Origin of the sequence: Herpetosiphon geysericola (genome assembly GCF_001306135.1) — a bacterium.
GTDB lineage: Bacteria > Chloroflexota > Chloroflexia > Chloroflexales > Herpetosiphonaceae > Herpetosiphon > Herpetosiphon geysericola.
On record NZ_LGKP01000037.1, the window covers coordinates 40704 to 54008 of the forward strand.

Sequence of the window (13305 nt, forward strand, 5' to 3'; positions counted from 1 at the left end):
TCATCGTGAAGGATACTGGACAATTTTACTTGGCCACCTATATGGCCACCCATGGCTATTATCAGCCTAGCAGCAGCGACCAACGAGGACAAAACAATGGCCGATGGCTGAGAGAAGCATGGCGGCAAACGCGACGGTGTAGGCCGCAAGCCCAGTTTGAATCCATTGGCAGAGGTGCTACTACACACCCTCTTCAACTCAAGATGTCCGCCATAATCCGTCATGAGTACGAGCGATTTGTTACAGGAATATAGTATTAGCCAAGAACAGCTGATTGAGGAACCCACCTCGAGCTGAGGGCGTTTCAGGTCGCAGCCGCGCCACAGATTGATTCTGCGAGCAAGCTCGTTATTTGTTGGTATACTTCGAAATCCTTTATAATCACCAATAGCTCCATTCTCGTGTGGGCTATCAACCATCGGTGATGGTTGACGCTATTGGGAACGGATTCAGACGCTTATTCAGTCCATTGTGATCACATCAGCCATATAGACCGAGAATTGTGGTCCGTCGGTTGTTGCCACATCCCGAACTAATGCAAGAAGTCGAATGTGCCAGTGATGGACAGTAGAAAAGGAGATGCAATGGCACGGTTGCCAAGTGTCGATGGAGATCAAGATGCCTGGGGTGATATTCTCAACGAGTATCTCCTCGTCGGCCACCATCCTGATGGAACCCATAAGACGGAGGTCTTCGGAATCTTCAATGTCCAGGCGTTTGGAGCCGTCGGCGATGGAGTTACTGATGACACCAATGCTATCCAAGCCGCGTTGAATGCTGCTGCTCCCGTCGGCGGCGTTGTCTGGCTCACGCCGACTGCTCATGCCTATCGGTGTAATGGGGGACTCATCATTCCACCCCATGTGACCCTTAAAGGTGGGTATAGCGGCATGCGACGTGGCCTCCAACTATGGGGTGAGCCAGCCCGTGGTTCCACGATCCATGTGTACACCACGGATGTCTTTCTTACCATGCGGCATAACACGGTTCTTGATGGGGTGGAACTATTTTATCCCGAGCAGGTTACCCAAGGGATTCCCATTCCCTACGGGTGGACGATTCATGTGCCCACGGATCAGCATGGGGTCACGATTCGGAACATCACCTGTCCCAATCCCTATCAACTGCTGTCGGTGAACGCTGATGGGATCTTGATTGACAGCATTCAAGGGTATCCCCTGCTAGTGGGCATTAAACTTGGTCGGGTTGCCGATGTAGCACGCATCACGAATATTCAATTCAATCCGAATGTGTGGGCTGCCGCTGGAGCGTCACTGCGGACGTGGGTCCAAACAACAGGCTATTGTTTGGATATTGAGCAAGCGGAGGAGTTCATGGTCCAGAATTTCTTTGGCTATGGCTACCTTCGCGGCATCTGGTTCCGCGAGAATCTCAGTAGCACGGGATTCCCGGGTAGTTATGGCAGCATTAACAATTTCGGTTTTGATAGTGTTCAAGAAGGGATTATTGTTGAAACCCGAGGGGTATCGAATCGCCAGGGGCTTTCAATCAGTAACGGGCGAATTATTCCCTTTGCCGGCACGGTTGGCGCACGCACGGGCATCAAACTATCCGATACAGGGACACCCCAAGGACCCGCGTTGAGTATTAGCAATGTGAGCTTTTTTGGCGCTCATGAACGTTCAATCTGGATTCAGTCGAATTCGGGTGTGCGCATGACCATGCTGGGGGGACAAGCAACCGAATATACCAACGAGATGGTACTGTGTGAAAGCGCAACAGGGGTGGTGCGCTTGGTCGGTGTTCGCTCATTCAACGGCATTGGGCCACGCATTAATAACGGTGGCGGTGGCAACGTGAGCGATACCGCACCAATGGCACTTTAATGGAAGGATGGTATCTATGGATTCCACCGCGAAGAGTACGTCCTTCTTGGTTCGCAGGCGTGACTTCTTGAAACTTGTCTGCGTCTTGGCGGTTGCTCTTGGGACAAACACTGCTGAGGAAGCAGCCAGCCGTTCGCTCAACCCCACGCCTCAAGGCAGATCTGGCTATGGGGCTGGGCCTTATGGGCGCGGCAAGTATGGGAAGTCAACACCCTTAGAACGCGTCTTCATTCCACTGGTCACGAAATGAAGTGATGGCGTGATTGGTCTCGTCTCATCGTGTCAGCCCAGTACGAGAGCAGTACACTACCGAGTCGGGAATACCGAGCCATGGCCACTAAGTACGGCACTAGTGGCCATCTGATGGAAAACTCACTACAGAAAACGCATTGTATGGTGGATAAGACTATAGTGCAATCAGTCGTCCTTCAATGATCGCACAGTAGGAGCACACATCATGGTTTCTCGTTAAACGTATGATATTCCCGCTCCACTATCGCCGCTACGGGCTATTTGGTAGTTTCGTATCACTCGTATATGTGAAGCCCATGAAGCACCGATGAACCAATGTGGTGTATGAAATTAACCTAACACCCAATCATATAATGGCCTTATTGAGTAATAATTAACAAGAGTGTATTGACATAATTAATGGTGTTATTGTGCTCTATTTCCTTGCAAGGTGGATGATTATGCGGCTAAAAACGCATGATCATCCCGTCGTTAACTACACGTTTGAGAAGAACATTATTATCGCCAATTCAGGAACCTTCACTCAGACTGATAGTTCTGCTTGAAAGACACTATGAGCATCCCATGCAATTATGAACAACTATCATGAGATTTCCAATCACGATCCGTTGCGGATTCAGCGACGACACTATAATAATTGACATAATAAAAGGTATGTCGCTTGTGTCTATCAAATAACTTTTCCTCAAGACCGAAGCGAACCTCTGGATAAGGGCACTTAACCACAATGGATCGCGCCGTAACGAATAATGCAGAAATAAACATGCATAATTTTCCTTAAAACCCTTTGCACCTCTTGACGGTAGCTGTATGCTAGGCATAAGGCTTAATGTACGTAATCGTGAAGGAGGCATGCTGATGCTCCCCGATCGCTTCTGGTTTTATGCAGCGCTGGTCCAGGTAACGCGGAAGCCCGCTCCGGTCTTTTGTCGTCGCTGTCATCGTGTTATCCACGTCATGGGCGATCCGCAGATCTGTGGCCCGCACTATTGCAGCCCTGCCTGTCAGGAAACGGCGCGCCATACCTATCGGCAAACGATGCAGCCATCTCCATCAACACACGACCCAGCATCGTTTGTTCCTTCTACCTATCCCCATCCCGTATGCTTTGTCTGTTGGCCCTCGGAGGTCAGGCTCGATGCGCTCGATATCGTGCACGCATCCTTGCAGGCGATGACGACAACTGCCCAGGCGCAGCAAGTCATTCCCTTAATCCGTGCCCTGCTCGATGAGTACCGTGCGGTCATGCTGCGGGTGGTTGTGCTCGATGGATTCCTCTATCAGCCATCAGCCATTGAGTCTCGGGTGGCACGCCTCTTTATTTTCGATCCCGAGCGCACCGATCAGCGATGGACGGATCACCTTTCTGCGATGGCCGCACGCCTTGCCACCGACACCACCCTCGATGCGGAACGACGGGCAGACCTTATGGCTCTTGGGAGCGCCGTGCGTGAGGGGTTTTTGCGCATGCACGCCGCCAGTTGTGCGTTTGAGCAGCAGTGTGACCCAGACCAGCGCCCATATGCTACCTATTTGCTTGCGACCCTTCTGTGCCAGCTGGAAACTACGATTCGGGCAGACCATGCGTGGGATCGTCGTTGAGGGACGGATGACCATTGCGGAAAACATGCCACATGTACTGTGGTGTGCGGCGACCTCCTCGTCCAACGCCCCGTGGTGCTTCCACGCGTGTAATCGGATGGATTAATTCCACCGTCGAGGGGCATCAGATGTTGCCGCAGTATAGATAGCATAGCATCCTCCGTTCATCACTCGTTGGCTCCGTCACAATGTGGTCAATTGATGACGATCAGCATGTGGTGTGCGCCCTTCATAGGGTGCGAGGGATCATCCTCACCTATAGGGGTGATTTTTTTCAATCTATGCAAGAAATAACCATCCAGTGTATCTATATAGTAGTATCACAGCTATTACAAGCCGAATGCGTCGTTCTCAGGTTGATCTCAACCATGAGGTGCTTCCCTATCGCGAGGCGAAAAGTACCCATTGTTTATGCTACAAGCGCTCATGCATCTATGAGAAACTATACACCGAACTAGGTATACCAGCCTCGTCCATCGCTCTATAGCGACCAACGCATCAACGTGTACTTACGCATTTGTCCATACACAGATACCCTCGCTGCAAGCAATCCCTGTCCTACTGACCGTCTTGCAGCCTACACAGCACTTGACCAAGGATGGATTATCACGCACCAGCGCTGGTCATCACGCGATGCAGATGCGACGTTCTTGGCGCACCAATAATAGGTTTTGGCGTATCCATGGAGCGATGGTTGACCATTAATGGGTTCTTTCTGTCCCTATTGATGACGATGTCACCGAGGACGGGGAGTTGCGGTCGCAGATATCCTCTATCGGAATGGTGGATCGGTCAATGGAGCAATCGAGGCACGAGGAGATCGCTTAGATTATTCTTTCATTGATTGTGGAAGGATGGCTTCTATGGATACATCAGATAAGGAACGGCAATCGCTGCTACGCCAATTAGCCATGTATCAACAGAATCTGAATACGTTAAATGAGCAAGCCGCTCAATTTGGCCGCATTCATGAGCCCGTTTCATTAACCAATCAGATTGATGAGACGCGCACGCGTATTGATGAGATTAAAACAACGCTCGCCTCGCTGGGAGAACCCGATCGGCTTGTATCGGCCAACGTCCTGCGGAAGGAAAAGGGTATGCCCATGAAACGAACATCCTCGCCATGGTTCTGGTTTGGTGGTTTGATCATGCTGGTGGTCGTCGTAGGGGGTACGTTCTGGATATGGAATAGGTCACAGGCTTCCTTTTTGGAATATAGTGGCATCGTGCGTGATGCGCAAACCAATCAGCCATTGGCGCATGCAAAAGTAACACTTGAACTGCCGACGACAACGCATGTGTTGTATACCGATTCCGAAGGATTCTATCGGTTCAAAATTGGAGATACCGATCTCCCAATCCAAGGGATAACCAATGTTGAACTTGCCATCTATGAGCCTTATCGGCGCAATACACTCCTTGTCGAAACTCAATTACAGCTTGACGATATTCGACTAAAAAAGCCTCCAATCGATCCTGTGAGCAGTATTCCGACTCCATCCATTCCTCCAGCGGTTAGTCCAACACCCGAATCCGAACCAGCATCCGATGGGCAGGGCAGTGATGCCCTTGCGATCAGTAGTCGAATCCAGTGTAATTTTGCAACCAAGTGCTATCAATTGAAACCAGATCAATGGGAACCGCTCTTACCCGCATCCGCACGTGGTTCAGCCGCCAATCCCAAGGATGTTGCTTCGCTTATGAGCCAATATGGCGCCGATACGTTTGTCTTTTTTCCATGGGGAACACCCATTCCTTCTGAGGTTGCGCCCGCACCCAATGAATCCCCAACCTACTATGCCTGTATTCCTGGTTCATCTGTGTATATCGAGGTATCAGTGCATAATACCGGAACGCGTCAGATGATTATTGAGCGTGATCCGGTGCTCAAACTCATCGGCTATGAGTCATTTTCGGGTCCCGTCCATGCGTTTCTCTATAAGCCGGAAGGCGGCGTCTTAATACGAACCTATGCCGCACTGATTCAGCCGGTTCCCATTGGCGAACAGGTGGGCGTGACTGCTGTTGATGAAGCTGCCACCTTTGGCGCTTACACGTTGCAACCGGATGAGATCGAAATCTTTCACGTCTATCTTGATTGTGCTGCTCCAGGCAAATATCTGGTGCAGGTTGGGATTAAAGTACAAAATGCGCAAAATATCGTATGGGATTTTGATGGGATCAATATCAGTAGTCCAGCAGCATACTACGATTGGGTCTATGGGATTGAATCGAATGGCTATAGCGGCGTTTTGGATGGGTTGAAACAGTACAATCCACAATCAGGCGCTTGGGATCTGATAGAGAAAAAGACGGTTGATCAATGGGTGTCTGAGTGATCTGGCCTTATTCAGAATTCTTGACTAGTAGAAGGAGGATGTATCTATGAATCAGCAGAACGAAATCCGTATTGATAGCGTTATGAGCCGCCTCTGGCAGACGATATTGATGGTATGGATAGGGAGTATGATGCTCGTCTTGGTAGCATGTGGCCAACCAGCGGCAGAGAAATTTATTTATACAGGGATGATTTATGACCAAGAAAACAAACCTATCCTCGATGCAGATGTTTCCATATCTATTAATGAAACCGATCATAAGGCACGAACTGATTCCGAAGGGAGATATATCTTTGTTATTCCCAGTAACCATCAGATTAAGGCACTGAATGCTACGGCACGTGGCTATACTACATATTATAGTGATACAATAACGGCTGAGCAGAATGGTATTGAGTCACACATTCCATTAATTGTGTTAGCACCATTAACTGATACAATCCAGATTGGACAAACCAGTATTCCCGTAGTGTCTTCATCAATCACTCCTTCGGCCTCGATACCACCAACGCTTGGACCAACCAGGCAACCGCAAGGACGAATTGCGTTTGCTGCGATGCGTGAATTGGAAATGGGCTCCAACATTTATGTTATAAACGCCGATGGAACCGACGAACGCCGCCTGACAAACGCAGAAGGTCAAGCAGCCTTCTTTCTTTCGCCACGGTGGTCTCCTAATGGACGTTTTATTGCTGCGACAGGTCCAGGAGCAGAGGAGTATGATATTTATCTCTTAAACCCAGATGGATCGGGCGGTACGAACTTAACGAATAGCCGTGATCTCTCTGAAGAAGCACCTGCATGGTCGCCTGATGGTCAGAAGATTGTATACATTGGATCGCAAGCGCATCGAGGTGGACCTACCGATATCTATGTCATAAATAGTGATGGATCTGGTCGTACCGCGGTAGCATCAGGTCTTGAGTCTCCACGCCAACCAGAGTGGTCGCCTGATGGTAAGTTTATAGCATTTTCTGCCTATGATGGAAATGATTTAACCATTTTTATCATGAATGCTGATGGTACAAATATAAAACGGCTCATACCAAAAGATAGTGTCGTCTCAGCGAATCATCCACGTTGGTCACCGAATGGTCTATCGATTCTCTTTAATGATATTAATGTTAATTATAGTATTGCTCCTGATGGAACGAACTTAAAACGATTAACCGATGAAGCTGTCAATGCGACTCATCCAATTTGGTCTTCTGATGGGGAACAAATTGCTTATAGTACCGATACTATAAAAGATGTGTCAGTAAGTATTGAAGAGTCCATAAGCATTATCGAACTAACCGTAATTGATACCAACGGCTCAATACCGAGAGTCATCCATCGTGAGGAAATGTTAAGTGCCTATGCATCATTTTTTGAACCAGATTGGCATAAATAGGAATCAAAAAACTGAATACCTCCCTATCCAAAATAAACCCAACGTTTATATAGCCAAGAGCAAATTAAGGCTTTTAGCCTATTTTGATAGGTTAATTCCGCGCTACATCCATGATTATTAGATATGTAACCGATTCTTTATATTTAATCTGCCGCATGTCGCACAAATATTGACACTGGTGGCGAATTCATGGTTACGCCAAAGAAATCCCGACCCTAAGCGACTGAAGCGCAGAGACGCGCGTCAATCCGATGGGAACTCCAGCCCACCATGCACTGATACGGATCAGGTTGAGTGCGACCGCTGTCACGATTTGTTGGAATGCAACCCGTGCAAGTCCTCGATAGCGCGCATGTTGAAGGTAACTCCGGCGTATGCCCTGCGCCATGGTACTTTCAATACCAGCCCGATGGGCATAGAGCGCCTTAAACGTTGGACTCGCTTGACGGTCTCTCGCCGCTTGCATCACCAGATAGAGCGGTTGGCTTCGCAGTTTCAGATGATGTGGGGCTGTGATCGCCTTGGTACACTGAGTCCGACTTGGAGAGTGACGGCAGACCGCAACTGGAAAGCGGATATCGATACAGTCGATCCCGCCGATATCGTGTTTTTGATGCCATTGTGTGCTCTGGATGCCCTGGGGACATGTCGCCGTTTTGGTTTCCCAATCAAGCTGGAAGGCGGTATGGTCATAGCCTGTCTGTTGCCGTGCCTGCCAACTCGGATCAGCCGCGACCGGGCCATAGAGGTCAATCCCATACTGCTGCTGGCTGTGCAGTAAGAGCGTTGTATCCGTATACCCTGCATCAACAAAATGGATGGATGGAAGTACCTGCTTCTCCGCTAAAGCGGCATGAATGGTTGGCACAATTTGGTCATCAGGGGTCGTGGCAACCAACGGTCGTTGCCACATGGGTGATGAGGCGTGGTTGCTGGTCATCGCATGTTTCCGTGATATGGACTGTATACCCAATCCATGTTTTATCACGCTTCATACTTCATCGCCCATCAGGGTCATACGGCGAAACGATCTGGTCCGCAGCGGATGGCATCTCGGCAATGGTTTGCCAGCCTATGGGTTCAGGGATAGTGGTATAGTGATCCGCCCAAACAGCACGTAGTGTTTTGACCGCAGGAATCTCGGCGAGCCATGGCTCGGCAGCGGTATCGATCTGTGCAAGCAACAGCGCCCCATCCGTGCCAATTTGGTTGGCCATGGCCGTCCGGGTCGATTCAGCTTTCTGAGTGATCTTTCTATTGCCATCATGATAAGGAGCCATGCTATGCATACATCCCGAGTAGGATTAAGCCGTGCTATTCATCTCTGGTGTCTCCTTTGTCTCCTTTTGCTCTTGGGAAACTGTGGAAAGTCAAGTTCGACGTCTATTTATAAAGGAACAGTCTATAGTCGCGATACCCATATCCCCATCGTTGGTGCTAACGTGGAATTACATGTAGCGGGAATGCGCTATTCGTCAGTCACAGATTCGGATGGTACTTATATATTTATCCTTCCCTCACTGGAACACACAGGAGTCATAAGTATTACATCTAATGGATTCACTGCTTATTATAGTCCTACTGCAAAAATCAATACTGACGACTCAGCGCAAATTCTTTTGCAGCAAGCTATTGATTATTCGCAGACGATCTCCAATACCGTTGTATCGATGAATACGGTAGTTTCAAAGACCACTGAGTTAAAGGCACACTTATTAAGTGAAGCAAGGTTTGACTATAACACTATTGGTATAATTGAGGAAAGCGCTGATAAGACAACGATACCAAATAATGAGCTTGCATTCATGGCGTATCAAGAATGGAAACAGAATTTTATTTTCATCATTAATACAAAGGGTGAATTACTACATACAATTGACTATCTTAATATTGATTATTTAAATGATGTCTATTATAATAATAGCTATTTATATTTTCGTTGTGCTATTAATAAATCATGTATTTTTGATACAGAGCGTAAGTTGTTAATTGAAGAGATAGTTTTCGATTTGAATATACAGAAAACCTATCCTATTTTTATATTATCACCTTCAAAAGAGAAAATACTATTTGAAAATCTAACACAGACAAATGGATTTGAGGTTTCTATTGTTGATATTAAAAAAAATAGCGTCATATCAATCGATAATCTCAATATACCCTCAAATTTATCATGGTCACCCAATGGCCAAAAAATCATGTTTATTAAGGATCATAGTTTAGAACCATATAAGATTGATCCAATAACTGGCCTTGAAATGGGATTGGAAGGATATGATAGATCCATCATCGTGATAAATATGAGTGATATTGGTACAGGTCTTGATCTTCCTGCGAATGCCGATGATAATAATACGCTATTACGACCATTTCGAATAAATCCACAGTATATTAATGTTGTATCTGCAACATGGGGGAGTGATAATGAAACGATCATCTTTAATGCGAGTGATGCTAATGATTCATCCCAGCGATTAAGAATCTACACATTTCATCCCACAACCGGAACGAAAATGATTGATATCGATGTTGGAGAAGATGAAGAGTTATTCTGTCCTAGTTATTCGCCAGATATGCAGCATATCGCGTTTATTAAACGAAAAACTTTGTATAACAAAAATACGGGAAATTCCTATATCCTTACCATCTCTATTCTCGAATCCAGAAATACGCAACCCGTCGATATTTATAGCTATACCTCTGAGCAGAGTCAACTGTCATGCGTCGCTTGGAAAAATTAATAGGGCAGAAGTTAACCATGGTAGCCTCTGCCCATTCCATGCTAAAAAAGCGACTACTACGGGATTTTGCCATGTCTACGGAGGCGACGGCGGAGAAGGTCTCAAATCATGGATATGCATTAACGAAAACGTGAGTAGTTAACATACATCCTAACCGATGACCACGGTGCTGGATACCAGGAATTTTTCAGAGCATGCGATCGGATGGATGAATCCGCCGTTGACGGCCTACGAGGCTGCCGCAGTGCGCACAGCCTCCTGCACTTGGCTCCGTTGGCCCTTGTATCATCCGTGTCTTCATCCCTCCACTCTCCGCTTAGGGGCTTGACGATGCACCTATACTGGCACATAACCGTTTGTCCTCGTATCGTATTCCACGCACCACGACCCTCCTCCGCACCCTGTGCTTGGGATTGCTCGACAGCCAGCCCATATGGGCATGGTCCGCCGTAGCCTCGGCATGCAGCAATCGTTGCCCGACGATGCGTCGACCATTGGCCGCGATGACACGCTGTGATGCATCTTTGTGCTCCATAGCGTCTAGTGCAGTACCCCTGATCGCAGCGCACTAACACGCATTCCGATGGCATCATGGGGTAAGGCTGCTCTCATTCCTCGCGCATGCGGGGGCTGCCCATAGTTGCTCTATCAGCAACGCGGCATTCGTGGAAGCTACGAGATCGGGACATGCACATCCACGGCTGGTTACGCGATCGGCATCGTCCATTGTTGGCCAAGGGGATTCACGGTTCTGGTTCGGGCACGCGCGGCGATGGCTCACGCACGTGCAGACGGCATGGTGTGGTTGTGGCATGGAGATAGTTATGGATCGGCAACAACGCGGGTGGTCAATCATGGGTCGACGCTGGAGTATTGTCAGCCTGCTGCTGGTCGTGGTTGCGGGATGTGGAGGTTTGCACGCGACGCCTACCACGGTCCCGCTGGATACGGTCACGATGCAATTGAATTGGGTCAATGATTTTTCGTCGGCTGGGTTTTTCGCTGCCGAAAAAAATGGCCATTTTGCGGATCAGCAGATCCAGGCCACGTTGCGCGAAGGGGGCTTTGATGCTAATGGGTATATTGATGGCACCGAGCGCGTTAGCAGTGGCGATGCTGATTTTGGCGTGGCGAGTGCCGACCGTATTCTGCAAGCCCGGGCCGAGGGCAAGCCGGTGGTGGGCATCGCGGCACTGACCCAAAATAGTCCTCTAGCCGTGCTGTCGCTCCCGAACACCAATATTCGAACGCCGCAGGATTTGATTGGCAAACGGGTCCTGGTATCGGAAGGCGGAGCAACCCAGCTCTATACGGCCTTATTAGCCTCCCAACAGATTGATCTCGCCCAAGCGCCCCCTATTGCGCGCACGGATGCAGGAATTGACCAGTTAATTGCGGGCGAAATTGATGCGCTGGTCGCCTGGAATGTCAATGAGGCGATTGCACTCAGCGAGCTGGGCTATCCGCCATCGATCATGCGCTTCAGCGATTATGGCATTAATAGCTATGAATTGGTGGTCATCACCACCGAACAGATGGTGACCGAGAAACCAGAACTCGTATCGCGGTTCTTGAAAGCGATTATGCAGGGGTGGCAGGATGTGATTCGGACCCCATCGCAAGCCGTGGACTATGTAAAAGACTATGCGCCGACTGTCGATCGCCATGGACAAATGCAACGCTTAAGCGTCTTCATTGAGTTAGTCCAACCCGGATCGACCCCGCTGGGGACGATGACGGCGGAGCGCTGGGCCTTTACCCAGCAGCTGTTACAAACCCAAGGCATCCTCAAAACACCGATCGACCTTGACCGTGCCTATTCGACGCGCTTCCTTGATGGGCTGTCGGATCGCTAGCCTGTTGCATGGGTGACTTCCTCTGCACACATGCTGCACGGCAAGAGCACCAACCATAGTCGTCGATAACGAGATGACGACGATCCACATGTGACACCGTTCCGCTGCCAGCGCATGTCGCTGATCGGAGGCCCGGAGCGCAATCGATACGGCGCAAGGGAACAAGCGGCCTAAAACCACAAACGGCTCGCATAATGGAGCCGCTTGTGGGAGAGAAGAGAGAGGAGAAGGTTTGACACCAGTATATCATAAAAGCATCCATGGTGATCATCGCTAGCACGGATCGATGAACGACCTTGATTTTGTGATGTTAAGGATGTATCCATCGGTGCAGGCCTGTCGTGCCTCCAATCAGGCATCTGCTCGGGTCTTAGCAAACGTGGGGATGCACGCTGAGGGACGGGTGTAGGAAGATCGGGTGACGGATGCTGGTGAACGGGATGATTGGCATCCTAGCGAGGCTCTGACGAGGGTGTCGGCTTCCACAGTGACGCTCGCGTGCCGCCAATGCCGCATTTTTCCTGATTGATGGCGGCTTGACCGACTGGGACAAGCGGCGGCTGATTAGCGCTGGGGGCAGCGAATCGTGTATAGTGTGTGTTTTGCAGGAGGCAACCAATGAGTCTTGAGCAGCTTTGGGACGCGTACCAGGAGCATGGCTACCATGCCGATCTTCCAGTCGGCACTGATCCGCTCGATCGATTCTATGCCGCGCTGTTGGCGTTCGGTCACCAGGACTTGGCGCGTGCTGCTGAACTGGCCAGCAGTGCGGCGGCGGACGACCCAGACGAGCGGGTGTTTACCGAGGCGGCGGCCTACCTCGGTCGGGTAGCTCGCCAGGGGAAGCAGAATGTCTACGTCAGCGGCGATGCCTTCGCGGCCTTCATCGACGGCGGTGGCAACATCCCATTGTACGCGGCGACGAGCGCCGCCCTGCGTGCCGTCTACGCCGAATACGAGCGGCTGGATGTGCTGGATATCGGCGCTGGTAATGGCCACGCTCTCCTCCCTGCCCTAACCCCCACCATTGACCGCTTGGGTATCGTCGAGCCGTCGGCGGCGCTGCTGGCCGACCTCCGCGAGCGCCTGGATGCCATTGGACGGCCCATCGAGGCTTTCGCCGGCACTGCGCAGGAGTTCGTGCATCAGGAGAGCGGCGGCTGGACCATCATCCAGGCAACCTATAGCCTGCATTCGATCCCACCTGAGGAACGACCGGGGCTGCTGCGTCGGCTGCGCGATCTAGGCCAGCGTCTGCTGATCGTCGAGTTC

Annotated in this window: 10 protein-coding genes; 8 read left to right on the forward strand and 2 right to left on the reverse strand. The window is 49.8% G+C overall.

The features are described 5' to 3' along the window. Positions 1 to 584: 584 nt before the first annotated feature. The 5 genes from SE18_RS23665 to SE18_RS23690 all read left to right on the forward strand — a co-directional run bounded on the left by SE18_RS23665 (position 585) and on the right by SE18_RS23690 (position 7436). The gene (locus SE18_RS23665; protein ID WP_054536956.1) at positions 585 to 1847 is read left to right on the forward strand and encodes a glycosyl hydrolase family 28-related protein; all 1263 of its coding nucleotides are present in this window, start codon (positions 585 to 587) and stop codon (positions 1845 to 1847) included. 16 nt (positions 1848 to 1863) lie between these two features. After that, a complete protein-coding gene (locus SE18_RS28390) occupies positions 1864 to 2097 on the forward strand; it encodes a twin-arginine translocation signal domain-containing protein (protein ID WP_054536957.1) in 234 nt (77 codons plus the stop codon). A gap of 860 nt (positions 2098 to 2957) precedes the next feature. Beyond that, positions 2958 to 3701: a hypothetical protein gene (locus SE18_RS27305; protein ID WP_152976738.1), complete on the forward strand. Its 744-nt coding sequence runs from the start codon at positions 2958 to 2960 to the stop codon at positions 3699 to 3701. 863 nt (positions 3702 to 4564) lie between these two features. Continuing rightward, on the forward strand, positions 4565 to 6043 hold the full coding sequence (locus SE18_RS23685) for a carboxypeptidase-like regulatory domain-containing protein (protein WP_054536960.1): 1479 nt from the start codon (positions 4565 to 4567) through the stop codon (positions 6041 to 6043). Positions 6044 to 6089: 46 nt separating this feature from the next. Continuing rightward, complete coding sequence (locus SE18_RS23690; RefSeq protein WP_054536961.1) at positions 6090 to 7436, forward strand: PD40 domain-containing protein; 1347 nt, start codon at positions 6090 to 6092, stop codon at positions 7434 to 7436. A 193-nt stretch (positions 7437 to 7629) separates the two neighbouring features. On the opposite strand, the gene SE18_RS23695 is transcribed toward SE18_RS23690, so the two are convergent. Next, on the reverse strand, positions 7630 to 8376 hold the full coding sequence (locus tag SE18_RS23695) for a transposase (RefSeq protein WP_054536962.1): 747 nt from the start codon (positions 8374 to 8376) through the stop codon (positions 7630 to 7632). A 58-nt stretch (positions 8377 to 8434) separates the two neighbouring features. Then, a complete protein-coding gene (locus SE18_RS23700; RefSeq protein WP_152976739.1) occupies positions 8435 to 8716 on the reverse strand; it encodes a hypothetical protein in 282 nt (93 codons plus the stop codon). A 3-nt stretch (positions 8717 to 8719) separates the two neighbouring features. On the opposite strand from SE18_RS23700, the gene SE18_RS23705 reads away from it, so the two are divergent. The 3 genes from SE18_RS23705 to SE18_RS23715 form a co-directional block, all read left to right on the forward strand. Next, the gene (locus tag SE18_RS23705; protein ID WP_054536964.1) at positions 8720 to 10177 is read left to right on the forward strand and encodes a peptidase associated/transthyretin-like domain-containing protein; all 1458 of its coding nucleotides are present in this window, start codon (positions 8720 to 8722) and stop codon (positions 10175 to 10177) included. A gap of 824 nt (positions 10178 to 11001) precedes the next feature. After that, positions 11002 to 12033, forward strand: a complete 1032-nt coding sequence (locus SE18_RS23710; RefSeq protein ID WP_054536965.1) for an ABC transporter substrate-binding protein — start codon at positions 11002 to 11004, stop codon at positions 12031 to 12033. Between the two features lie 618 nt (positions 12034 to 12651). Then, a partial coding sequence (locus SE18_RS23715; protein ID WP_054536966.1) for a class I SAM-dependent methyltransferase occupies positions 12652 to 13305 on the forward strand: 654 nt, incomplete at its 3' end.

Coding starts and splice junctions, on each gene's coding strand:
- SE18_RS23665 (WP_054536956.1), top strand. CDS start 585: ATGGCACGGTTGCCAAGTGTCGATGGAGATCAAGATGCCTGGGGTGAT.
- SE18_RS28390 (WP_054536957.1), top strand. CDS start 1,864: ATGGATTCCACCGCGAAGAGTACGTCCTTCTTGGTTCGCAGGCGTGAC.
- SE18_RS27305 (WP_152976738.1), top strand. CDS start 2,958: ATGCTCCCCGATCGCTTCTGGTTTTATGCAGCGCTGGTCCAGGTAACG.
- SE18_RS23685 (WP_054536960.1), top strand. CDS start 4,565: ATGGATACATCAGATAAGGAACGGCAATCGCTGCTACGCCAATTAGCC.
- SE18_RS23690 (WP_054536961.1), top strand. CDS start 6,090: ATGAATCAGCAGAACGAAATCCGTATTGATAGCGTTATGAGCCGCCTC.
- SE18_RS23695 (WP_054536962.1), bottom strand. CDS start 8,376: ATGACCAGCAACCACGCCTCATCACCCATGTGGCAACGACCGTTGGTT.
- SE18_RS23700 (WP_152976739.1), bottom strand. CDS start 8,716: ATGGCTCCTTATCATGATGGCAATAGAAAGATCACTCAGAAAGCTGAA.
- SE18_RS23705 (WP_054536964.1), top strand. CDS start 8,720: ATGCATACATCCCGAGTAGGATTAAGCCGTGCTATTCATCTCTGGTGT.
- SE18_RS23710 (WP_054536965.1), top strand. CDS start 11,002: ATGGATCGGCAACAACGCGGGTGGTCAATCATGGGTCGACGCTGGAGT.